Annotated in this window: 25 protein-coding genes; 10 read left to right on the top strand and 15 right to left on the bottom strand. The window is 54.9% G+C overall.

What is annotated here, in order from left to right:
- Nucleotides 1-264: 264 nt before the first annotated feature.
- From UF64_RS03965 to UF64_RS03950, 4 genes are all read right to left on the bottom strand, one after another.
- Nucleotides 265-456 carry a PLD nuclease N-terminal domain-containing protein gene (locus UF64_RS03965; RefSeq protein ID WP_044827285.1) on the bottom strand — a complete coding sequence of 64 codons (192 nt, stop codon included), beginning with the start codon at nt 454-456 and terminating at the stop codon, nt 265-267.
- A 121-nt stretch (nt 457-577) separates the two neighbouring features.
- Nucleotides 578-1777, bottom strand: a complete 1200-nt coding sequence (locus tag UF64_RS03960; protein ID WP_082049504.1) for an NAD(P)/FAD-dependent oxidoreductase — start codon at nt 1775-1777, stop codon at nt 578-580.
- 67 nt (nt 1778-1844) lie between these two features.
- Nucleotides 1845-2936: a GGDEF domain-containing protein gene (locus UF64_RS03955; RefSeq protein ID WP_235284955.1), complete on the bottom strand. Its 1092-nt coding sequence runs from the start codon at nt 2934-2936 to the stop codon at nt 1845-1847.
- Nucleotides 2937-3122: 186 nt separating this feature from the next.
- Nucleotides 3123-4139 carry a GGDEF domain-containing protein gene (locus tag UF64_RS03950; protein ID WP_044827284.1) on the bottom strand — a complete coding sequence of 339 codons (1017 nt, stop codon included), beginning with the start codon at nt 4137-4139 and terminating at the stop codon, nt 3123-3125.
- Nucleotides 4140-4363: 224 nt separating this feature from the next.
- Between UF64_RS03950 and UF64_RS03945 the strand changes: the two genes are divergently transcribed.
- Complete coding sequence (locus UF64_RS03945) at nt 4364-5323, top strand: hypothetical protein (protein ID WP_052657443.1); 960 nt, start codon at nt 4364-4366, stop codon at nt 5321-5323.
- A 90-nt stretch (nt 5324-5413) separates the two neighbouring features.
- Here the strand turns inward: UF64_RS03945 and UF64_RS03940 are convergent, their stop codons facing one another.
- The gene (locus tag UF64_RS03940) at nt 5414-6091 is read right to left on the bottom strand and encodes a D-lyxose/D-mannose family sugar isomerase (RefSeq protein WP_044827283.1); all 678 of its coding nucleotides are present in this window, start codon (nt 6089-6091) and stop codon (nt 5414-5416) included.
- 271 nt (nt 6092-6362) lie between these two features.
- Here UF64_RS03940 and UF64_RS03935 point away from each other — a divergent pair, with 271 nt between their 5' ends.
- The 3 genes from UF64_RS03935 to UF64_RS03925 are packed head-to-tail and all read left to right on the top strand — an operon-like array spanning nt 6363 to nt 8864.
- A complete protein-coding gene (locus UF64_RS03935; protein ID WP_044827282.1) occupies nt 6363-7097 on the top strand; it encodes an SIMPL domain-containing protein in 735 nt (244 codons plus the stop codon).
- Nucleotides 7098-7145: 48 nt separating this feature from the next.
- Complete coding sequence (locus UF64_RS19860) at nt 7146-7970, top strand: rRNA large subunit pseudouridine synthase E (RefSeq protein WP_082049514.1); 825 nt, start codon at nt 7146-7148, stop codon at nt 7968-7970.
- A gap of 6 nt (nt 7971-7976) precedes the next feature.
- Nucleotides 7977-8864, top strand: coding sequence for a 23S rRNA (adenine(2030)-N(6))-methyltransferase RlmJ (locus tag UF64_RS03925; RefSeq protein ID WP_044827281.1), 888 nt, complete (start codon nt 7977-7979; stop codon nt 8862-8864).
- 76 nt (nt 8865-8940) lie between these two features.
- On the opposite strand, the gene UF64_RS03920 is transcribed toward UF64_RS03925, so the two are convergent.
- Both UF64_RS03920 and UF64_RS03915 read right to left on the bottom strand, forming a co-directional pair.
- Nucleotides 8941-9645 (bottom strand): ChrR family anti-sigma-E factor, encoded by a 705-nt coding sequence (locus UF64_RS03920; protein WP_044827280.1) that lies wholly within the window; start codon nt 9643-9645, stop codon nt 8941-8943.
- Nucleotides 9642-10232 (bottom strand): sigma-70 family RNA polymerase sigma factor, encoded by a 591-nt coding sequence (locus UF64_RS03915; RefSeq protein WP_044827339.1) that lies wholly within the window; start codon nt 10230-10232, stop codon nt 9642-9644. The genes UF64_RS03920 and UF64_RS03915 overlap by 4 nt, the downstream gene beginning before the upstream one ends.
- 213 nt (nt 10233-10445) lie before the next feature.
- Between UF64_RS03915 and UF64_RS03910 the strand changes: the two genes are divergently transcribed.
- From UF64_RS03910 to UF64_RS03890, 5 genes are all read left to right on the top strand, one after another.
- Nucleotides 10446-11789, top strand: coding sequence for an NAD(P)/FAD-dependent oxidoreductase (locus UF64_RS03910; protein ID WP_044827279.1), 1344 nt, complete (start codon nt 10446-10448; stop codon nt 11787-11789).
- Complete coding sequence (locus UF64_RS03905) at nt 11786-12619, top strand: DUF1365 domain-containing protein (RefSeq protein ID WP_044827278.1); 834 nt, start codon at nt 11786-11788, stop codon at nt 12617-12619. The genes UF64_RS03910 and UF64_RS03905 overlap by 4 nt, the downstream gene beginning before the upstream one ends.
- 5 nt (nt 12620-12624) lie before the next feature.
- The gene (locus tag UF64_RS03900) at nt 12625-13902 is read left to right on the top strand and encodes a cyclopropane-fatty-acyl-phospholipid synthase family protein (protein ID WP_044827277.1); all 1278 of its coding nucleotides are present in this window, start codon (nt 12625-12627) and stop codon (nt 13900-13902) included.
- Complete coding sequence (locus UF64_RS03895) at nt 13889-15235, top strand: MFS transporter (protein ID WP_044827276.1); 1347 nt, start codon at nt 13889-13891, stop codon at nt 15233-15235. The genes UF64_RS03900 and UF64_RS03895 overlap by 14 nt, the downstream gene beginning before the upstream one ends.
- 86 nt (nt 15236-15321) lie before the next feature.
- A complete protein-coding gene (locus UF64_RS03890; protein WP_044827275.1) occupies nt 15322-15813 on the top strand; it encodes a DUF3833 domain-containing protein in 492 nt (163 codons plus the stop codon).
- Here the strand turns inward: UF64_RS03890 and UF64_RS03885 are convergent.
- The 3 genes from UF64_RS03885 to UF64_RS03875 are packed head-to-tail and all read right to left on the bottom strand — an operon-like array spanning nt 15776 to nt 17765.
- Complete coding sequence (locus tag UF64_RS03885) at nt 15776-16222, bottom strand: nuclear transport factor 2 family protein (protein ID WP_044827274.1); 447 nt, start codon at nt 16220-16222, stop codon at nt 15776-15778. The two genes, UF64_RS03890 and UF64_RS03885, sit on opposite strands and share 38 nt — an antisense overlap.
- Entirely contained in the window at nt 16219-16986 is a 768-nt protein-coding gene (locus UF64_RS03880; protein ID WP_044827273.1) for an SDR family oxidoreductase, read from the bottom strand. The genes UF64_RS03885 and UF64_RS03880 overlap by 4 nt, the downstream gene beginning before the upstream one ends.
- A complete protein-coding gene (locus tag UF64_RS03875) occupies nt 16983-17765 on the bottom strand; it encodes a DUF6134 family protein (RefSeq protein WP_235284954.1) in 783 nt (260 codons plus the stop codon). The genes UF64_RS03880 and UF64_RS03875 overlap by 4 nt, the downstream gene beginning before the upstream one ends.
- A gap of 152 nt (nt 17766-17917) precedes the next feature.
- On the opposite strand from UF64_RS03875, the gene UF64_RS03870 reads away from it, so the two are divergent.
- Nucleotides 17918-18706, top strand: a complete 789-nt coding sequence (locus UF64_RS03870; RefSeq protein ID WP_235284953.1) for an RluA family pseudouridine synthase — start codon at nt 17918-17920, stop codon at nt 18704-18706.
- Here the strand turns inward: UF64_RS03870 and UF64_RS03865 are convergent.
- The 5 genes from UF64_RS03865 to odhB all read right to left on the bottom strand — a co-directional run bounded on the left by UF64_RS03865 (nt 18653) and on the right by odhB (nt 23340).
- Entirely contained in the window at nt 18653-19579 is a 927-nt protein-coding gene (locus UF64_RS03865; protein WP_044827271.1) for an AEC family transporter, read from the bottom strand. The two genes, UF64_RS03870 and UF64_RS03865, sit on opposite strands and share 54 nt — an antisense overlap.
- A gap of 29 nt (nt 19580-19608) precedes the next feature.
- Nucleotides 19609-20055, bottom strand: coding sequence for a methylglyoxal synthase (locus tag UF64_RS03860; RefSeq protein ID WP_044827270.1), 447 nt, complete (start codon nt 20053-20055; stop codon nt 19609-19611).
- Nucleotides 20056-20212: 157 nt separating this feature from the next.
- Complete coding sequence (locus tag UF64_RS20105; RefSeq protein ID WP_152630595.1) at nt 20213-20431, bottom strand: hypothetical protein; 219 nt, start codon at nt 20429-20431, stop codon at nt 20213-20215.
- Between the two features lie 203 nt (nt 20432-20634).
- Nucleotides 20635-22041, bottom strand: coding sequence for a dihydrolipoyl dehydrogenase (lpdA, locus tag UF64_RS03855; protein WP_044827269.1), 1407 nt, complete (start codon nt 22039-22041; stop codon nt 20635-20637).
- Between the two features lie 24 nt (nt 22042-22065).
- Nucleotides 22066-23340: a 2-oxoglutarate dehydrogenase complex dihydrolipoyllysine-residue succinyltransferase gene (gene odhB / locus UF64_RS03850; RefSeq protein WP_044827268.1), complete on the bottom strand. Its 1275-nt coding sequence runs from the start codon at nt 23338-23340 to the stop codon at nt 22066-22068.
- Nucleotides 23341-23360 lie beyond the last annotated feature (20 nt).

The following is a 23360-nucleotide window of genomic DNA, read 5'->3' as shown; positions in this document are numbered from 1 at the left end:
CATGGCAATGTCCTCCTTATACTCGAGCGTCAAAGCTCTTCCAGCGGTTCGACAATGCCTCCAGAGGCCGTGAGTGTTCAGCTTTTTTACGGACGTAAAAGTCCAAGGCCGCATCAACACCTCACGGATCCGGGAGCCTGCGTATACGCAGGCTCCCAAGTGAAAAGAGGCACGAACATCATAGCAAATGTTCGTGCCTCTCAATGTATAAGGCCGACAGGAAACTGTCGGCCTTTTTGTCATTGAGGGAAATGATGTCCGGTTTTATGCGGTCGCGCGTCCGCTGCGCGGTCCGGCAAAGAACCAGATAATCAGGCCGAGGACCGGCAGGATAACAACAAGGACAGTCCACAGGACTTTCGAGCCGGTGCTTGCACCACTGCCCATAATATTCACGATCGCCCAAATATCGGCGATCAGGACGAGAAGTCCAAGAATTCCACCATATTCAAACATGTTCCAACCTCACATTTGTTGCAGCGGTGTTTGCACCGCGCTTACAACTCAAACGGTTGATGTCACAAGTTGTTCCCGCACGGTCTAAATAGTGTGCAAAGAATGGTTGGTGAAAGATCGTTTAAACGACTTGTCCGGCAGACCAGCCTGACGACCAGGCCCATTGAAAATTAAAGCCACCCAGATGTCCGGTGACATCAACAACTTCGCCGATGAAATAAAGTCCGGGCACGTCGCGAGCTTCCATGGTTTTCGATGACAGGGCGTTGGTATCGACCCCGCCCACCGTGACCTCGGCCGTGCGATATCCTTCGGTGCCGCTCGGTATCAGGGCCCATTGATTGACATCCATCGCAAGCTTGCGAAGCGCCTTGTCACCGGTTTCGCCAATCGGACGATCCAGGCCATGGATGGATGTAATCATTTGGGCAAGCCGGTTGGGCAAGATGCGCGAAAGAACCGTATGTACCGCCTGTTTCGGGTTTTCACCCTTCGCGGTTTTCAAAAGATCAAATGCATCTTCTTCCGGGTTCAGGTTGACCGTGATGGCATCACCTTCATTCCAGTAAGATGATATCTGCAGGATCGAGGGCCCGGAAAGTCCGCGATGGGTAAACAACAACCCTTCGCGGAATTGCTTTTTGTTGCACTGCACAATCGCATCGACAGAAATGCCGGAAAGCTCGCCCGTGCGGGCGCGAAGCTCCGGATCAAACACAAACGGCACAAGGGCCGCACGGGTCGGGATGACATTGATGCCAAACTGTCGGGCGATCTGATAGCCAAAGCCGGTCGCACCGATTTTCGGGATTGATAGGCCACCACAGGCCACCACAAGCGACTCACAGGTCCATTGTGCGCCGGTGCGCGTGGTGACGTCAAAGCCGCCATCGTCGCGCTTCAAGATGTTGGAAATCTCGGTATTGAGTTTGATCGTCACATCGGCGGCGTCGCATTCATCAAGCAACATGTCGATGATCTCAAACGACGACTCATCACAAAACAGCTGGCCCAGTGTCTTTTCGTGCCAGGCGATGTTGTAGCGATTTACCAGATCAAGGAAGTCATGCTGAGTATAGCGCTTGAGCGCAGACACACAGAACCGCTTGTTCTCGGAGATGAAGTTTTCCGGGCTGGTATGGATATTGGTGAAGTTGCAACGCCCGCCACCGGAAATGCGGATTTTCTGCGCCGGTTTGGCTGAGTGATCAACCACTACGACGGACCGACCGCGTTTTCCTGCTTCAATCGCGCACATCAGGCCGGCCGCACCCGCCCCGATGACAAGAACATCAATCTTTTTCAAGCCCGTCAGATCCATTCAAATGAGTTTCGGACCTGCTTATACGTGGAAATCGTGCCCTTGTCAGTGCCAGTGGCGGAAATTGCTATTGGGCTGCGATATCTCCGATGTCACGGGGCTGAGGCGCGCTACCATCTGTGGCAATCTGCTTTTCGCTAGCCACCTGATTGCGACCGTTTTCCTTGGCGAAATAAAGCGCCATGTCGGCCCGCTCAATCAGTTTTGCCACCGGTTCACCCGGGCGGAATTCGGCAACCCCGATGGATGCCGTCACCTTGCCAATGATGGTGCGACCGGACTTGGTTACGACCTTGTGGGTTTCGATATAGTGACGCAAATGATCACCAAACAGCATCGCATTGCCAAGCGATGTGCTGGGCAGGATGATGGCAAATTCCTCGCCACCATAGCGGGCAGCGGTATCCTGACCTTTGACGTTGCGTTTAAGTGATTCCGCCAGCAACCGGATCACCTGATCGCCAATCTGATGGCCATAGGTGTCATTGAAGTTCTTGAAGTGATCGATATCAAGAAGCAAAAGGCTCAGCGGCTGGCCATCTTCCATGGCGTGCATCATGCCTTCGCGCAATTGCATGTCAAAGGCCTTGCGATTGGCGATCCCGGTCAAGCCATCTGTGAGGGCCTCACGCTTGAGGTTTTCCATGTCCTCGCGCAAGCGGGTGATTTCGCATGAGCTGTTTGTCAACCGGTTTTCAAGGGTGCGGTTGACACCTTCCATCTCGCGCGTTGCACCAAGCAGGGTATGAAGCGCCTGCTCAAGGTTGCTGAGGTCGCGGTTCTTGTCGCCGACATAGGAACAAAAATGATCCAGTGCCTTGTTATATTTTCGCGTATCAACGCCGACCTTGTGAACGGTATCAAGAATGCTGCCAAGTTGCTGGCGCAGGTCGTTTGAAATGCGTTCGATGATTTCGTTTTCGCGCTTGTCGCTAAAGAACCTTGTATGGAGTTCCTCGCATTGTGCCTCGTCGAACTCGCGATGGTTGCTGCGCAGAATGTCGATCGTCCGGCAAAGATCGAAATTGGTTTTTGCGACATAGGTAAAGAAAATCTGGAAATTGTCCGGATGTGAAATCACGCCAAGTTCTGCCATCAATGCCAGTGCGGCATTGGTGTGTTTCTGTGCTGTGTTGTGATTAAACCCGTACGCGCTCATCAATTGCCTGCAGTAGAATTATGTCGCCGAAACTCGCGGCAATATCCTATGCAAACGAATAGAAAAACGGTTTGATTTAAGTCATAAAACGCAGGGCTTTAGACCAAAGTTTCTGATTTTCTGGCGCGGAGCAATGAGGTGATGCGCGAGACGGGCGCGGCATGATCCGGTTGGGCGAGAATTACCCTACGCGCTTTCGGCTCGATTGATCGGTTGGGTCAGAAGGTCGTTCTGGTTCATTACGCAGTTTCGGCCGTTTTCCTTGGCCAGATAAAGCGCCTGATCGGCGCGTTCAATCACCCGGCTCAGCGGTTCACCCAACTGATAAGTTGCAACCCCGATGGATGCGGTAATGCGGCCAAGGTCCTCGTTGCGGTTGATGCTTTTAAGATGCAGGGCGGCAAACGATGCGCGGATGTTTTCTGCGACCCGCATGGCGTCGCTTAAGGTCGTGGCCGGCAGGATTACGGCAAATTCCTCGCCGCCATATCGGGCGGTGGTGTCACGCCCTTTGACGTTTTGCTGCAAGGTCTTTGCCAAGGTACGGATGACCTGATCCCCGGCCTGATGGCCATGGGTGTCATTGATCCGTTTGAAATGATCGATATCGATCAAAAGGATGCTCAGGCATTCGCCACCTTCCATGGTTGCCATGGCGGCATCGCGCAGGCTTTCATCGAACGCCTTGCGGTTGGCAATCCCTGTCAGCCCGTCGGTATGGGCTTCGCGTTTCATTTCCTCAAGATCAAGAAGCAGTTGTGTCACTTCGACTGGTGCCTGATCTGTGTCGGTGTGCTGCTTGCTGCTTTGATGCGCGGTGGATGGCGTACTAACGCCCAGAAGGTCGTTGGTTGCATTGCGCAGGTCGGCAGCAGTGATGACGTTCTTGCCATTCGAGATGCGATCAATCAGATCTGACATCTGTTTAAGCAGGTCATTTGAAATGGTTTTGCGCAGAAGATCGACCCGGCCCGGTTCGATAAACCGTTGATAGAGTTCATGACATTTCACATCATCAAGCGCGCGCTGGTTGCTTTGAAGAATGTCAATCAGGGCCACAAGGTCTTCGTTGGACTTTTCCACATAAGCAAAAAACACAGCATAATTGATCGGGTTTGCGCTCAAACCCAATTCATCAATTAATTCCAGCGCTTCACGCGACAGCGCGTAAGAACGCTGACGGTATTGTTCTTGCTGAGGCATTCCGGGGAACCTGAAGGAGTGGTATCGTGGAATTTATAGGCACTTCTTTAAGTCTGGGACGCGCATTGTGCACCTGCGTTATATCAGTTTTGTCACATGCGCGTATAGAGTGCGTAGGTTGTAATTTTATCGGTTTATTCACGTCTGCATCCTAGGCTGCCTTGCCCTGGGGTGCTTTCATCGGGAAACGGCTTCGGTCCGAAAAAGAAAAACGGGAAAACAAGATGCGGAAACTATCGGCTTTGATGGCGGCAATCGCCGTCCTGTTGGGCTTTGCTTTGTCGGGCACACCTGCCATGGCACAGACCAGCGGTTCTGACGACCAGACAACCGTCAATGGCCAGGTCACCGACAGTACGACCGAAACCCCGTCGATTGATTATCGACCGATCTCTGCCGAAGAGCGCTCCAACATGCCGCCTCTGATGGAGCGTTACGTTCTTGATGAACTGAAAAACCTGCGCACCGAAATGCAGGGCATGCGCGCCGAATTGCTGCGCGAGGTCGTTAACCGCCAGCTAGAGGCCATCGACAAGGCGATTTCATATTCGTCGAACACGGTGACCTATTTCTTCTATTTCGTGGCCGCCGTCGGTGCGCTTCTGACCATGCTGGGCTGGCAGTCCTTGCGCGAACTGAAATCAAGCGTGCGCAATCTGGCCAATACCGAACTGCAACGTCTGTCGCAGGAATTCGAAGGACGCCTGACCTCGCTTGAAAACGAGCTGCTGTTGAAATCCAAACTGATCAACGAACATCAGCACGAGATTGAGCGCACCCAGACAATTCATGCCCTGTGGCTGCAGGCCAACCAACTGAGTAATCCGCGGGCAAAGATCGAAACCTATGACAAGATCCTTGAACTCGCCCCGGGTGATCCGGAAGTCATGGCCTATAAGGCCGATGCGGCGCTTCAACTTGGCGATCGTGACTGGGCACTTAGTCTGTGTAACCGGTTGCTGGCAGAAGAACCCGAAAGTGCCAATGGCCATTATCAGCGCGCATGCGCCAATGCCGGTCTTGGGTTCAAGGAAGCCGCCCTTGCCGATCTGCAGCGTGCGGTCGAACTGTCCGATGCCATGCGCCAACCGGCCTGGGCCGAGGAAGAATTTGAACCGCTCCGCGACATGCCGGAATTCACCCAGATCCTTGGCAGCAAGGAAGACCTGCCGCCTGCCGAATAATCCGGGAATGTGCAATATCCAAGCAAAAAGCCCTGCAGCATTGCTGCAGGGCATTTTGTATTTCGGGCTGTACCCTCGCTTAAACGCCGCTTAGCTGCTGGGCAGTTCGTTCCACAGCGGATGGATCGGTGCGACGTCTTCTTCGATCTGGGTAAAGCGTGCATCGCAATCAAAGAAGTAGTTGTCAGTCAGGTCATCATTCACCTGCGAGACTTCGCCGACAATTACCGGGCCTTTGCCCTCTTCGCCATAGAAGCGGTGGACAAGCGTGCGCGGAAGAGTAACGCTCTGCCCCGGCTCGAGAATAACCTTGCCGCCGGCTGGCAGGATGTTGAGCTTTCCATCGGTGCGGACGCGCACTTCGTTCTCGCGGTCCATCTGACCATCATCGGTCAGGTTGCAAAGCTCAATCACGAGGTTGCCGCCACCACGCACGATGATGTCTTCCATTTTGACCTTGTGGTAATGCCACGGGCATTCCTGATTCTCGCCAACGATCATGATCTTTTCGGCATAGGGCACTTCGCCCGGCTGGCGCAGAATGCCATTGCGCAGGCAAAACAGGATCAGGCCGCGCTTTTCGAAATTGCCTTCACCGTAATCGGTAACGTCCCAGCCCATCTGATGGTCACGACACCATTTCGCCAGATCGGCTTCGCCATCCCATTGTGCCGGGCTGTAATGTGCCCACTCAGGCAGCTTGAATGCGATGGATGCATAAAGTTCCTTTGCATGCTCGATACAGACATTGATTTCAGAACGCAGCATGGATGACCTCTTGTGGCGTTGTGGATGGCTGTTCGGTTGAATGATTTGGCCGGGTTTTACCACGCCCGGGCGGTGAATGCGACAGTTTTTGAATGCATTCAAAGGATTCTCGTTTCGGCAGCGGGTGAATAGCTTTGTCGCGGTAAACTGCCCCGCAATCGCCGTTTTTTATGCGGATAACAGGCAGATACCGTGAAAGTCAGTCCGGGCGATATCATATCTGTCATATCGCCCGGAACCGAACAGACGAACTGCAGAGGGAAACTGCACCATGGCGCAATCATCGGGATTTGCAAAAGTTGTCGCGGCCATCGTTGTTGCCGGTGGCTTGGCGGCATCAGGCTGGCTGGTCGGGACCGGCATTGAAAACATGCGCGCCCTTGATCGCTATGTCACGGTCAAGGGGCTGGCCGAACGCGATGTAAAGGCCGACAAGGCCGTCTGGCCGATTACCTATGTTGCGACCGATGATGTGCTGCAAAATGCACAGGCCAAGATCGATGCCGATACCAACACCCTCTTTGAATTCCTCGCAAGCCACGGTATCTGGCGCGAAGCAACCGAACTGCAAAACCTGCAAGTGACCGATCAGCTTGCTCAGTCCTATCGATCCGGCCCGATTGAAAGCCGCTATATCGTCAATCAGACCATTCAGGTTCGCACCGATGATGTTGATGCGGTGGTTGCGGCATCACAGGATATCGGCAAACTGTTGCAAGGCGGTGTTGTTCTGGGTGGGCAGGGCTATAACCCGGGGCCGAGTTACCTGTTCACCGGTCTTAATGACATCAAGCCGGAAATGATCGCGGCGGCAACTGCCAATGCCCGCGAAGCAGCCCAGCAATTTGCCACGGACTCAGGGGGTGAACTGGGCGGTATCCGTCGCGCGACACAGGGCCTGTTTCAGATTTTGGCGGCTGATGGCGCGCCCAACATGATGGAAGCCAACCAGATCAACAAGACGGTGCGCGTGGTCACCACCATGGAATATCTCATCCGGGATTAGGCCCTGAACCCAGTTGACAGCTTCGCCAAAGCTGGTTTTATGCGCGCCATGGCGCAATTGATCCTGTTTAACAAACCTTACGGCGTTCTGACCCAGTTCACCGACCGTGAAAACGGTCGGGCGACCTTGGCCGACTATATCGATCTGCCCGGTGTCTATGCCGCCGGGCGTCTTGATCGCGACAGTGAAGGTTTGTTGCTTCTGACCGACAATGGGCCACTCAATGCCCAGATTGCCCATCCGAAATTCAAGAAGCCGAAAACCTATCTGGTGCAGGTTGATGGTGAACCGACCGATGAAGCGCTTGAAGCGCTAAGGAATGGGGTGGAGCTTAAAGACGGCATGACCTTGCCCGCCAAGGCGCGCCGGATTGATGAGCCGGCCGGACTTTGGGAACGCGATCCGCCGGTGCGCTATCGCAAAGCCATCCCGACAAGCTGGATCGAACTGACGATTACCGAGGGCAAAAACCGTCAGGTACGCCGCATGACGGCCGCAGTCGGTTTCCCGACCTTGCGCCTGATCCGTCGTGCTATCGGCGACTGGACGCTCGATGGCCTGGCGCCGGGCGAATGGAAAGTGATCGAGGTCGAGGCACCCCAGCCAACCCATCGCAGACTCTCGCCCGGATCGGCCAAGCCGCCGCGCCGCAAGCAGCTGCCAGATAAAGGCAACGTGAACACCGATAGCCAATCTGATGGCGAACGTGCTGTAACCAAACCCGGCAACGGCCGACGCAAGGGTGGTTACAAATCAGCCCGCCAACGCAATGCCCCCAACGATGCGGTAAACAAGGTACCCGACACCGGACAGCGCCGCGGGTCAGGCGTAGCAAAGCCCGCACGTCATCGTTCGCGCCCGAAGAAAGGATAAGCCGCTATGCTCAGCTACCTGCACGGCTTTCACGCCGGGAATTTCGCCGATATGCACAAACATGCTGCCCTTTGGCTGGTGCTTGAACATCTGCGTAAAAAGAAAAAGCCGTTCTGCGTGATCGATACCCATGCCGGGTCGGGCTGGTATGATCTGGGCAGTGATCAGGCGGCCAAAACCGGCGAATGGAAAGACGGCTATGCGCTTGCCAAAGCTGGCTCCGATGCACCGGAAATGCTGCAGCATTTTTTAGGCTACGTCGCGGGCTTTGATCCGGTTGCCAAGGGCCGGGATTATGGTGTGCGGGAAGGTGATGGCTATCGTGGTCCGTTCTATCCGGGGTCGCCGTTCATTGTGCGCGATATGTTGCGCGACGACGATGAACTGGTTCTGATCGAGCTGCATCCGCGCGAACATGAAACACTGCATCATCGGGTCAAGCGTGATGCGCGCATTCATCTGCACAAACGCGATGGCTATGAAGGTGTGGTCGGCATGATGCCCCCGGCCATCCGTCGCGGGCTGGTGCTGATGGATCCGAGTTACGATGTAAAACAGGACTATCAAAAGGCCGCCAAGGCCGTGCGTGAAGCCTGGGAAAAGTGGCCAACCGCAACCTTCATGTTGTGGTATCCGATCCTCGAAGACGGATTTGATACCGAGCTTCGCAAATCATTTGCCGGGATCAAGTCATCTGGTGGTGTTCTCTGTGCCGAACTTGCTACTGATCAGGGCGGGGCAAAGGGGCGCATGCGCGGTACGGGGCTTCTTGTCGTCAATCCGCCCTGGCAGTTTGATCAGCAGCTTGGCGAAATCGGCGACTGGCTTGCGAAAACCTGCAAGCTGCCGGGGCCAGCAAAACATCAGATGCGCTGGTTGGTGCCGGCCGAATAGCTGCCCATAAAAATGAGGCCCCGAAGGCAGGTTGCCAACGTGGCCTCGATGCGTTGGGACGCATTGGGAGCAGGTATCAGATGCCAAAGAACGGTTGCAGCAATTTCGGCAGCAGGCGATTGAACTTCATCGGGGCATCGGTTGCGATCAGGCAGATGCATTCCTCGGCCGTATCGGCAATCGGTTGATGATCAACATCATCATCAAGATCCGCGACATCACCGGCACGGAACCGGCCGATCTCGTCGATATAGGATCCCTTGATCAAAAGCGTCATTTCATGACCATGGTGCCCGTGATCGGGGATCGACACACCCGGTGCGATCTTCATCAGGCGCACGGTGCCCTTGCTTTCGATTGATTTCAGCTGAAAATGCTTCACACCCGGTGCAAGCGTTTTCCACGGAATATCATCAAGCGACATCACATCATCGGGCAACAAATCGGCAAGCGGCCTTGGCAGGGCGCTCATGGCGCTACCGGTAATGCTTTCGCCAACCGCAACCCGGCGGAGCGATGGCAATTCCTGTGTGACGATGTTTTCATTCGCGGTTTCACGCTCAAGCATTGCCATGACGTGATCAAGCGAATGATCCCCCATCGACATGCTGTCTGTGGTTTCAAGCGCAGCACCGCCCATGGTCTCATACCCGGTGACCTTGTCGCGGCAGTGCGGACACACGGTCATGTGGGTTGCGACCAAAAGCTCCATCGCTTGCGACAGGGAACCACTGGCATAATCCATCAATGTCTGATCGGTTGGATGATGCTTGATATTCATGCGACACCTTCCAGTCCGCCACGCAACTTGCCAAGCGCAAGCCGCAAACGGGACTTTACAGTCCCCAGCGGGATATCAAGACGCTCGGCAATTTCGCTGTGTGAGCAATCTTCAAAAAACGACAATTCTACGACCACCTTTTGATCGGCTGGTAATTCCGCCATCGCGGCTTTGACAAGAACGGCCTCCTGGTCACGATTGACAACGTCATCTGCCAGCGGGTCTTCGTCGACAATCAAAGTCGGGTCGGAATCATCAACCTCAATATGTTTGCGTTGCCGGAACCGGTCAATCCGAAGGTTCCTGGCGATGGTGAAAATCCACGTACTGGCCGCTGCCTTTGAGGGATCAAACAGGTGCGCCTTGCGCCAAACCTGCATCATTGCTTCCTGCGCCATTTCCTCGGCGGTCTCAGGATTGCCGCCAAACCGGAACATGTAGGCCTTCACGCGCGGGGCGAAATGCGCAAACAGTTGCGCAAACGCTTCCCGATCGCGAGAGGTCGCGACGGAAACAATCCAGTCGGCACATCTTTTCGCCTCGACCGGATCAGCTGGTCCGGTCCGTTGTGGTGTGGTGCCGCTCATTTTGGTCTCTGGTCCCTTTGGGGGCCGCGCCAGGATTGTGTTCATCATACCAGTCCTACGTCGGCCGCATTCATTTGGATCAAATAAAAATGTATGTTTTCTGCCAGATACTTACAATGATATCGCACAAATAATTCACGGTGATCTGCACGCCTTTACCGTGCGTACTCATATGTAACGCTCACACATTAACTGCAAGCAGGCCCAGCCGATATGAACATCGTCACCCCGGGAAAACTCAATATCGCTGTTGTCGGGTCCGGCATTTCCGGATTGTCTGCGGCCTGGCTGCTAAGCCAATCACATAATGTAACGCTGTATGAAAAGGATGACCGCCCCGGCGGACATTCCAATACGGTTGATGCTGGCCAGACCCCGGTTGATACCGGCTTTATTGTTTATAACACCCGATGCTATCCGAACCTCTGTGCGCTGTTTGATCATCTCGATGTGAAAACCACGCCGACCGATATGTCCTTTGCCGCCTCGATGGATGAAGGCGGGCTGGAATATGGCGGTGGCGATCTTTCAGCCCTGTTTGCGCAAAAACGCAATCTGTTCCGACCGCGCTTCTGGAAGATGGTGCGCGATATCCTGCGCTTTTACCGCGAAGCACCCGCCGCCCTTGAAGACGGCACGGCCGAACATATCAGCCTTGGCGATTACCTGCGCGACAAGCGCTATTCCAAATCCTTTATCAATGATCATCTTCTGCCGATGGGCGCTGCGATCTGGTCAACGCCGGTCGATACCATGATGGCCTATCCGTTGGCGGCGTTTGTCCGGTTCTGTCAGAACCACGGGCTTTTGCAGATCAAGGATCGTCCGCAATGGCGCACTGTTGTTGGTGGATCGCGTGAATATGTAAAACGCATGACCGCAAACATTTCCGGTGGCGTGGTTCTCGACCGTGCGATTGCCAAGGTCGGCAAGACTGCGTCCGGTGGCGCCTTTGTCGAAGACCGCTATGGCAAGCGCGAAGAATATGATCACGTCGTTTTGGCCTGCCATGGTGATCAGTCACTGGCGCTTCAGGAAACACCCGATCCGCGTGTTGCCGAATTGCTGTCGGCCTTCAAATATGAACGTAATCTGGCGATCCTGCACAATGACGCCAGCCTGATGCCGAAAAACCAGAAGGTCTGGTCAAGCTGGAACTACCTAGCCGAGGATCATGACGGCGAGCAGAAAGTCTGCGTGACCTACTGGATGAACCGCTTGCAGCATCTTGATCCGACGCAACCGCTTTTCGTAACGCTGAACCCGCCGCACCATCCTGAAGACGGCAGCGTGATCCGATCATTCCTGTATGATCATCCGCTGTTTGATGCTGGTGCGATGGCAGCACAAAAGGAGCTCTGGTCGATACAGGGTGTCGATAATATCTGGTATTGCGGCAGCTATTTTGGCTATGGCTTCCACGAAGATGGCATTCAGTCCGGCCTTGCCGTGGCCGAGGCTCTTGGCAATGTCCGTCGCCCATGGAACGTCGAAAATGAAAGTGGCCGCATTCATGTTGGCACCGCTGCGCAGTCGCAATCAAGCGAGGCCGCATGACACTTCCTGTTGCGCATAAACCGGCATCGGCCCTGTTTGAAGGGGTGGTCACCCATCATCGGCTGCGCCCGAAAAAGCACAAGCTGCGCTATCGGGTGTTTTCCTTCCTGCTTGATCTTGATGAGATCGACGGTCTTGCCGCAAAGCTGAAACTGTTTAGCCGCAACCGCTTTAACCTGTTTTCCTTCCACGACCGAGATCACGCCGATCGCGGAAAAGCCGATTTGCGTACCCGGCTTGAAGGCATTCTGACCGATCATGGTTTGGGCGATTGTGCGCACAAAATCCGCTTGCTGTGTTATCCGCGTTTGCTTGGTTTTGTGTTTAATCCGCTGTCTGTCTATTTCTGCCATCGCGCAGACGGATCGGTGGGGGCGGTGCTTTATGAAGTCTCCAACACTTTTGGAGATCGCCATAGTTATTTGATCCCGGTGACCGATGGTGCACTGGATGACAATAACGTGCTGCGCCAATCCTGTGCGAAGGGGTTTTATGTCTCGCCCTTTATCGACATGGTCGCCGACTATCATTTCCGCATTCGCATCCCGGATGAAAATGTTGCGGTCGCCATCCGCGAGACCGATGCCAAGGGCGCGTTTCTCAATGCTGCCTTTGTCGGTGATCGAACCGAGCTTTCCGACCGTAAACTGTTAGGAGCGTTCATTCGCTACCCGCTCATGACGCTCAAGGTCGTGGCAGGTATCCATTGGGAGGCGCTCCATCTTTGGCGCAAGGGTATGACGTTCCACAAACGGCCGGCACCGCCAGAACAGGCAGTGACCTATGTGCTGGAAACCGGGACGGCAGCGGCCCAAGCAGGAAAGAGATAAAAACAATGCCAAACCGCAATCGTAATGCATCCGCCTATGCTCTTCCGCTGCGTGACCGCATCCTGCCGATGCTGGGCAGCATGACGGGCAGTCGCAGCCTTCTGAAAGCCATGCTCAAGCGTGTTCTTTCGCATCTGCATTACGGGCGTTTGACCATTGTCCTGCCCGACAACGATACCCTGCATTTTACCGGTGATCAGGAAACCGGCCTGCGGGCCGCCATCCATATCCATGACTGGCAGGCAATCCGCAAACTCGCCACCGGCGGCGATGTCGCCTTTGCCGAGGCCTATATGGATGGCAGCTGGAGCAGCCCGGATCTGACCCATCTGATGCACTTTGCCATGCGCAATGAAACGATTGTGCGCGCCCGTCTGGCGGCAGGGTTCCTGGCCCGCACGGTTGCGCGGATCGGACATTTGCGTAACGCCAATACGCTTGAGGGCTCCAAGCGCAACATTGCCTATCACTATGATCTCGGCAACGAATTCTATCGCGCCTGGCTTGACCTCAGCATGACCTATTCTTCGGCTTTGTACCAGTCGCCGGAGATGTCGCTGGATGACGCCCAAGAAGCAAAATACGAACGCATTTGCGCGCTCGCGGATCTTAAGCCGGGCGAAAACGTGCTTGAAGTCGGCTGTGGCTGGGGCGGCTTTGCCGAACTTGCAGCCGGCAAGTATCGCTGCAACGTCACGGGCCTGACGCTTTCGAACGAACAGCATGCCTATGCCCGTGAACGGCTATTGCTGCAGGGGCTGCACGATCGCACGGATATCGTTCTGCGCGATTACCGTCATGAAGAAGGCCAATATGACAAGATCGTCTCGATCGAAATGTTCGAGGCAGTTGGCGAAGAACACTGGCCAACTTATTTCGAGATGATCCGCAAGCGCCTGAAACCGGGCGGCAAGGCGGTTCTGCAAATCATCACCATTGATGATGACCGGTTTGAAACCTATCGCCGTGGGGCGGATTTCATTCAGCGTTACATCTTCCCGGGCGGCATGTTGCCATCCCCGACGGCACTGTCGGCAGCGGTCAGCAACGCCGGACTAGAGCTCCGCCATTCGGAATTCTTCGGCAAATCCTATGCCCGTACGCTGGCCGAATGGCAGCGCAGCTTCCAGCACGCCTGGGACGGTATTGCCAAGCAGGGCTTTGATCTGCGCTTCAAACGCATGTGGGAATATTATCTCGCTTATTGCGAAACCGGTTTTGATCAGGGCTCGATCGATGTTGGCCTGTTCGTGATCGAACATCGCGAAAATGCGTCCGACTGAATACCCCACCCAGACATCGGTTTTCTATGCGCTGCCGGCAATGGCGGCGGCCGTTCCGACCATTCCGGCATATGTGTTGTTGCCCAGTTACTATGGCGACGACCTTGGCCTTGGGTTGGCGATCACGGGCGCAGTTCTATTGCTGGTGCGCATGATTGATATGCTGACCGATCCGGTGGTTGGGTGGCTGTCGGATAAAACCGGCAATCGTAAAATCTGGACCGGGGTCGGGGCGGTGATTGCCGGGATCGGCCTTTGGTATTTATTCAGTTCCCCCGAAAAGCCCGATGCACTCCATCTTTTAATCTGGGCGAGTGTTCTGTTTCTCGGCTGGACGATGTTTCAGGTGCCCTATCTTGCATGGGGGGCGGACCTTTCTGGCGATTATAAAAAACGCACGTCGCTTACTGCCCTTCGCGAAGGGGCTGGCCTGATCGGCATTGTTCTGGCCGGGGCCATTCCCGTTCTGATCAATGCCCCGGACCGTGCTGCGGAAATCCAGACCCTTGCCATCGTGACCCTGACATTGGGGGCTGCTTTCATTGCTCTTATGATCTGGCAAGTGCCCGATCCGATTGCGCAGCATAAACGCACAAAATCGGCGGCAAATGGTATGGGATCGGGCAATCTTGTTAAGACGCTGCGTCTTGGATTTCGCAGCCTGCGCGATAATCGCCTGTTCATGCGTCTACTTGCGGCCTGGATGATCAATGGCCTTGCCGCCGGCTTGCCCGCCGTCTGCTTTCCGCTGTTTGTGCGCTATTACCTCAAGCTTGATCAGGACAGCGAGAATATCCTGATCCTGCTTTATTTCGCAGCCGCCATCATCGCTATCCCGCTTTGGGTTGTCATGGCTGGCCGGGTTGGTAAGCACCGGGTCTGGTGTCTGGCCATGGTGATGGCGATTATGGCCTTTGTGTTTGTGCCGGTTCTCGATGCCGGTGACTTTGGTGCCTTTGCCGTCATCTGCCTTGTCACCGGGGCGGCATTGGGAGCGGACCTTGCCCTGCCGCCGGCCATTCAGGCCGATGTCGATGACTGGGACCGGTATCGGTTTGGTGTGCGGCGCACCGCCCTTTTATTCGCGCTTTGGAACATGACCAACAAGCTTGCCATGGCGCTGGCGGCCGGCATCGCGCTTCCGATCCTGGGCGCCTTTGGCCTGACCGAGGGCGGGGATGAAAAAACCGGTGCCTTGATTGTGCTGGTTTTGATCTATGCGGTGATCCCCATCGTATTGAAAGCAGGAGCAATCGGGATGATGTGGCGCTTTCCGCTGGATGGTGCGCATCAGGTTGCCATTCGTCGGCGCCTTTCACGCTGCACCGTTTGATCTTGGGATGTCAGGACAGGAGAAAATCGATGCTGCGGAATTTCATGGCGCTGTGTTTTTTGGTGCTAATAGCCGGATGTGGGTCGATGAAACCGCAGGATTTCGCGCAAAAGGAACCCCGCTTCGACGTGTTTGACTATTTCGAAGGCAACAGCCGGGCCTGGGGTATTTTCGAAGACCGGTTCGGAAAGTTGCGTCGTCAGTTCACCGTCGAAATTACGGGTACGGTCAAGGACGGTGTTCTGACACTGGAAGAAGACTTTATCTATGATGACGGCGAAACAGATCGCCGTGTCTGGACCATCACCAAAACCGGTGAACACACCTATGAAGGGCGTGCTGATGATATTGTTGGCGCAGCCATCGGCAGCCAGTATGGCAATGCCCTTAACTGGTCCTACGACATGGATCTTAAGGTCGGGGATGGTGCCTGGCGTGTGGGCTTCAACGACTGGATGTTCCTGCAGCCAGATGGGGTGTTGGTCAACCGTGCACGCGTCAAGAAATGGGGCTTTGAAATCGGCGAAGTGACGCTGTTCTTTACAAAGACCCAACACGTCGCGCAAGCCGCTGAATGAACCAGCGCAGCACCGGGATTTTGGCATAGAAGTTCTGCCCGGAATCCCAGTGGTCAAAATGCGATGTCAGGCGGGTGCCATCCTCGTTAAAGGTCAGCTCTGACATGCCGGTGAATTCCCAATCGCCGATGACCTTGACCCGCGCGCTGAATTTCCAGCGCAAAAATCCCCGATCCCCGTCAATAGCGCGATGGGTGATGACAAAGCGCGGATTATCCGCATCGGTAAAGGCCTTTGCCAGATAGGCGCAAACCTCCCCGGGGCCGCGTACCGTGGTGAACGGATCACAGAACACGAAATCCTCTGTCACCAGATCGTTTAGCTGATCAACCGTCTCAAGCGACAGGTTCTCGTAATAGGCTGCATATGCCGCCAGCAACTGGCGCTTGTTCTCGGTGATGTCGGTCATGCTCGGATCAGTTTGCGCATCAGTTTGAAGAAAAGCGGATAAGGCAGAATTCGCGTCAGCTTCAATTGCCGCACGAATGGGGGTGGAAAGGCAATCTCGAATTTGTCATTGCCGCAAAGCCCGCGATAGATGAAGTCTGCGGCCTGCTCTGGTTCAAGCAGATAGGGCATTTCAAAATCGTTCTTGTCGGTCAGGCGCGTTTTAACAAATCCCGGATTGATCACGCGCAGCAAAACGCCACTGCCGCTCAGTTCCGTATGCAGCGATTCACACAGATTGATCAGGGCGGCCTTGGTCGGGCCATAGGCCGATGCATTGGGCAATCCGCGATAGCCCGCGACCGATGCCATTACGGCAATTTCGCCGGACCTACGTGCCCGCATCTTTGCCAGCAGAGGCTCAAGACAATTCACAATACCCATATAGTTGGTATCAACGTGGCTTCGGATGGTTGCGGCTGAAAATGCATCAAGTTTCATCGGGGAATAGATCCCGGCCGCCAAAATCACCAGATCGGGCAGGCCAAACTGCGCTTCGACTGTGCCAACAGCACTGTTAACTGCGTTTGGATCGGTAATATCGACCGCAACCGGGGTCAAATCCGGCATTTCGGATGCCAATTCGTTCAGTTTATCGGAATTTCGCGCGGAAATGATGACTTTCTGGTCTTTTGAAGTCGGGTTTTCAAGGAATTCGCGGGCCAATGCCGCGCCAATGCCCGAAGATGCCCCGATAATCCAGATGGACTGGAAGTTTTTGCTCATTCCTCATCCTTTTGCGCGGTTTGTGTCGCGCAACTCATGCAGCGATAGGTGATGGTGGATCCATCACGTGCCTCGAACGCGAGACCAACCCAACGTCCATCGGCATCATACCATGCGGTGGTTTCAAGCTCCCCGTCATAGGTAAACCGGGTCGCACGCAGCGTGCCGTTTGTTGTGCGCAGCATTTCGGTTTCGCTTGCGCGGATATCAACCGTGTTTGCCTTGCCGGTGATGGTGTTCAGCACCGCTGTGCTGCTCAATACGCCGCAATGCCAGTGATCTGTTGGAAAAATTTCCTGAGACAAGGTTTGTTCACCCTTCGGGCCGGTTACAATAAGCGCTCCTTGATCATCGGGTTTGGCGATGACTTCCGTCTCATCACCGTCATCATTGACCTGTACAGAAAGCGCAGCCAACCGGTCGTCCTGCCACAGGCTTTCGGATCGATAGGCAAAGCTATAGGCGTTAAAACCCAAAAAGCTGATATCGATATTGCTTTGGGCAACCACCTGTAGGCCATCGCGCCCCTGATTGAACTGCACCACATGGCTCCCGACCGGGGAATCATTGCGCCGGATCTGAAAACGAAGCTCGTTGCCATAGCGTGCAATGGGATCAAAGTTACGGCAGGTATCGGCACCTTCAAACGCATTCGTCAGGCTGGCTTGCTCGATCACTGTTTCATTGGTTGCTGCCGCGTTTGACGACAGCGCAATGCCGCCAACAAGGGCGCAGGTGCCAAGCAGGGCTTTTATCGAAGGTGCAATGTACGTCTTCATGATCGTTACCAAAGCCGGGTTGCAGAAGGTGTGCTTCCTTCTTGTTACGGCTGGTGCGCAATTGCGGATCAAACGTCATGATCATTGCCCGCCACTGCCTGATGGGGTAAGCAAGGGCTCAACGGGCCCGCCCCGAAATGAAAGGCCACGCCATGCCCCATCCGATTGCAGAAGACCTGATCGCGCATGTTCTGCACCGCGATTCCAACATCATCGTTCTGAACAAGCCGCCTGGGCTGGCGTCCCACGGTGGGCCGAAAACCTATTTCCACGTTGATGCCTATCTGCCGGATCTAAAATTTGGCATTCAGCCGGAACCGACATTGGCCCATCGTCTGGATCGCGATACGGCTGGCTGCCTGTTGCTGTGCCGTCATCCGAAATCATCGAAAAAGATCACCCGTCTTTTCACCGAAAAGAAAATCGGCAAGACCTATTGGGCGGTGGTCCGTGGCGCGATGGAGGACGATCACGGTTTCATCGATGCGCCGATTGGCAAGATCAATGATGAAAGCGGTTGGACCATGCTGGTCCACGAAGACGGCCAGCCATCAAAAACCGAATATACCGTGCTGGGCCGTGGCAAGGACGTGGATGGTAAAGACATCACCTGGCTGGAACTGATCCCCCATACCGGGCGGACCCATCAGCTGCGTGTTCATCTGGATCATGTCGGGCATCCGGTGATTGGCGACCCGTTCTATGGCCGTGGCGATGAGCCGCCGATCTTTGGCGCGCCGCCGACCCTGATGCTGCTTTCGCGCCAGATTGTCGTGCCGTTCCATGCCGACCGTGATCCGGTGATTGTCGATGCCCCGCCGCCCGAACTGATGCGCGCCGGTCTGGAACCGTGCGGTTACACAGGCGACTACGCCGCCCACGCAAGCTCAATTGATGCTCAATACACCGGCGATGACAGCGACGCTGAAGGCGGAGAGTAAAGTCTCAAGTGTGATAATCGATGCCATCGCTTCGGCATCGCCATTAAGTTGGCGGGCGAGGATATAGGCATTGCCCGCGCACGGCATCCCGGCATAGAGAACCCCCATCGCCAGAACCATGCCATCTACACCCGCCAAATAAAGGCAGACGCCGGTAATCACCGGCAGCACCGCAAGCTTGATGGTAGTGGCAAGGGCAATCGCGCCAAGCGCCTTCTTGTTCATGATAAAACGAAGCCCGGCCCCGACCGACAGCAGGCTAAGAGGCAGGGCGGCTGTCTTGAAAAGGGCTGCGGTATTTTCGATGGGCAGCGGAACGTGAATGTTACTCACATTCAGGATTGCACCGGCCCCGGCGGCAAGGATGATCGGGTTTTTGACAATCCCGCCCATGATGCGTTTGAGGTTGCTTTTCCCGCCGCTAAAGGCGCTTAGCACGACAACGCCCAGCATGTTGGTCGCAATCACCATTACCGCAACAAAGATAATGGCAAGAGCAAGTCCCTCTGCCCCGTGAAGCGCATCTGCAACGGCCAGCAGGACGTAGCTGTTGTAACGCACCGACCCCTGAAAGATCGATGTGAAAAGTGGCGTGTCACGCGTGATGAGCGGGCGTAGCAAAAGAAGGGCTGCCGACAGTCCAAGGGTTGCTGCAAGCGTGACGCCAACCGCAGTGCCGGCATTGCCACTGGAAAAATCGGCGCGATAGATCTCGACGATCAGTAGTGATGGTAGCAGCAGATAATAGGTCAGCCGATCAATCCCGGCCCAGACATCGGCTGCCTTGATCAGATATCGCTTCAGCGCCGCGCCAACAAGGATGGCAGCAAAGATGGGAAAGATCGCAGCAATCAGTTCATAGGCAAGTTGCATGGCAGGCGGGGCGCTCCGGCGGCGGGGTTTTATACTTGGCGGTGGCTGTAATCGGCAAAGACCTGCTCGGGGGAATGATCGCGATATTGTTCGCAGATTTCCTCGAACTTCGGATTGCTGATCAGAAGGTCCGCTGTGCTTTGGTTGCACGCAATTGGCACCTCATAAAGGTTGGCCAGTCGGATCAGGGCGCGGACATCAACATCATGCGGGTGGGGTGTCATCGGATCGGTGAAAAAGAACATAGCTTGCAGTTCACCGTGCGCAATCATTGATCCCAATTGCTGATCACCGCCAAACGGCCCGCTTTTCAGGGGATGGATATCGAGTTTCGTGAAGCGTTCTTGCAATACGCGTCCGGTGGTGCCGGTGGCAAAGATGCGCATATTGGCAAACACATCCTTGTGCTTTTCCAGCCAGTCGGCCATTTCGCGTTTGCGACGGTCATGGGCCACAACCCCAACAGACAGCACCATTTTTTTAATCTCCGGGCCAGTGAACAGGATTTGTCATACTAATCAGCAAATCCACCCAGCGTCACCTTACAAAAGTCTGATCATTAAGAAGACAGGATATTACTTAGAAGGTGGGAGAATAATACAATTGACCTGCTACCCTGTAGTTAGAAACATCTCAGAGTACGATCGTCACTTTGTCTCGTCCAATACGAGCAAAATGTTCCAACTGATTTGGTAGGTAGCGGCCTGCGTGCACGGTTACGTGTGCCCCACGGCTTGATGCGATGCGGATAATATTTTCAACCTGATTAGCAAGGTAACCTGTATTGGCTGGAATTTCGATATTGCAGCCAATGCGCGCTAATTGCTCAGCTTGGTTTGCCATAATTGTCATCGTTTCCTCCTCAGATTGGACTGAATTTTCAGAATTACGTGGATATAGGTTTTGTTGGTTGGTCCTCCAAAGCTAAGTGTTTTTGTGAGCTCGCGTAACTACTCGTGAGGTTAGGTGGGCTCTTACAAACTTATGTATGCCCAAAACAAAACGGCCGCCCCAAGTAAATGGGGCGGCCGTTTGCAGATCAGTGAACTGATCAATTACATGTGGATTGCGCGCTTGTCCGCATCCAGTGCGGCTTCCTTGACGGACTCGCCAAGGGCCGGGTGGGCGTGGCAGGTGCGTGCGATGTCTTCGGCAGAGGCGCCGTATTCCATCGCCAGAACCACTTCGGCAATCAGATCGCCCGCAGCCGGGCCGACAATATGCGCGCCGACAACACGGTGCGATTTCTTGTCTTCGATGATTTTGACGAAGCCTTCGGTGCTTTCCATCGCCTTGGCACGACCGTTGGCGGTGAAGGGGAATTTGCCGACTTTGTAGTCGACGCCTTCTTCCTTCAGCTGTTCTTCGGTTTTGCCGACAGATGCAACTTCCGGCCAGGTGTAAACAACACCCGGGACCTTGCCGTAATCGACATGGCCTTCTTCGCCTGCCAGCATTTCTGCCAGTGCAACGCCGTCTTCCTCAGCCTTGTGGGCAAGCATCGGACCGACGATGGTATCGCCAATCGCAAAGATGCCGCCGACATTGGTCTGGAAGTGTTCGTCGGTTTTGACACGACCACGATCGTCGAGTTCAACGCCAACCTTATCCAGACCAAGGCCCTTGGTGTAAGGACGGCGACCGATGGCGACCAGAACCACGTCAGCTTTGAGTTCCTCTGCATCGCCGCCCTTGGACGGTTCAACAGTCAGGGTCACGCCGGACTTGGTGGTTTTGGCACCGGTAACCTTGTGGCCGAGTTTGAATTCAAGGCCCTGCTTGGCAAAGATGCGCTGGGTCTGTTTGACCAGATCGCCATCCATGCCCGGCAGAATGCGGTCAAGGAATTCAACAACGGTAACTTCGGCACCCAGACGACGCCAGACGGAACCAAGTTCCAGGCCGATGACACCTGCGCCAATTACAACCATCTTCTTCGGCACTTTCGGAAGAACCAGTGCACCGGTCGAGGAAACGATTTTTTCTTCGTCAATCTCGACACCCGGCAGCGGGGTGACTTCCGAACCCGTCGCGATGACGATGTTCTTTGCGGTCAGGGTTTCTTCGCCACCGTCCAGAAGGGCAACCTTGACTTCGGTCGGCGAGGTGATTTCGCCAGCACCTTTGACATAGGTAACCTTGTTCTTCTTGAACAGGAACTCGATCCCTTTGGTGTTGCTTTCAACAACCTTGTCCTTACGCGCCATCATCTTTTCGATGTTGACCTTCGGCTTGGAGACTTCGATGCCATGGGTATCGAAATGCTCGGTCGCCTCTTCGAACAGGTGCGAGGAATGCAGCAGGGCCTTGGACGGAATGCAGCCCACGTTCAGGCAGGTACCACCAAGTGCGCCACGTTTTTCAACGCAGGCAACTTTAAGGCCAAGCTGTGCGGCGCGGATGGCGCATACATAACCGCCAGGACCGCCACCGATCACGACAACGTCGTAGTTCTCACTCATGAGTTCTTTGATCCTTTTGTCTGATCAGATGTCGAGCAGAATGCGTTCCGGGTTCTCGATGCATTCCTTGACGCGTACCAGGAAGGAAACGGCTTCACGGCCGTCAATGATACGGTGGTCATAGGAAAGCGCGAGATACATCATCGGACGAATTTCGACTTTGCCATCGATTGCAACCGGACGCATCTGGGTCTTGTGCATACCAAGAATACCGGACTGCGGTGCGTTCAGGATCGGCGATGACAGCAACGAACCAAAGACACCACCGTTGGAGATGGTGAAGGAACCGCCGGTCATTTCATCCATGCCCAGTTTGCCATCACGTGCACGCTTGCCGAAATCGACAATGGTGCTTTCCAGATCAGCAAAGGTTTTTTCCTCTGCCGAACGGATGACCGGGACAACCAGACCCTGCGGGGTGCCAACGGCAACGCCGACATCGCAGTAGTTCTTGTAGATGAAGCTGTTGCCATCGATCTCGGCGTTAACAGCCGGCCATTCTTTCAGCGCCGTGGTGCAGGCTTTGATGAAGAAGGACATGAAGCCAAGCTTCACACCGTGTTTCTTCTCGAAACCGTCTTTGTATTTGTTACGGCAAGCCAGAAGGTTGGTCATGTCCACTTCGTTGTAAGTGGTCAGCATGGCCGCAGTGTTCTGGGCTTCTTTCAGGCGGCGCGCGATGGTCTGGCGCAGCTTGGACATTTTGACACGCTCTTCGCCGTCACGCAGTTCACGTTCCGGTTTCGGAGCCGCCGGGGCAGCCGGTGCCGGTGCAGCAGCGCGGGACGCCGATCCACCACCTTCGAGGAAGTTCAGAACGTCGCCCTTGGTCAGGCGGCCGTCTTTGCCGGTAGCCGGGATTTTCGACGGATCGAGGTTTTTGTCTTCGACCAGTTTGCGAACGGCCGGTGCCAGCGGATGATCGCTGTTCGACGCAGTCGCCGCGGCCGGTGCAGCAGCCGGGGCTGCTTTCGGCTCTTCTTTCTTCGCCGGAGCTTCTTCTTTTTTCGCAGCCGGGGCTTCTTCCTTGGCCGGTTCATCAGAAGCAGCAGCGCCTTCGGCGCCTTCGTTGATCATGGCGATCAGCGCACCAACTTCGACTTCGTCACCTTCGCCAACAACCAGTTCGGCAATTGCGCCAGCAACCGGGGCGTTGACTTCGACGGTGACCTTGTCGGTCTCAAGTTCGACAATCGGTTCATCGGCAGCAACAGCTTCACCGACTTTTTTGTACCATTTTGCCACCGTGGCTTCAGATACGGACTCGCCCAGTGCGGGAACTTTAACTTCAGTCGCCATTTTTTCCTCGACCGTTTTTT

Source organism: Thalassospira sp. HJ, from assembly GCF_000948415.1.
In the GTDB taxonomy this organism is placed as follows: domain Bacteria; phylum Pseudomonadota; class Alphaproteobacteria; order Rhodospirillales; family Thalassospiraceae; genus Thalassospira.
This window is presented reverse-complemented; position numbering and strand designations above follow the sequence as displayed.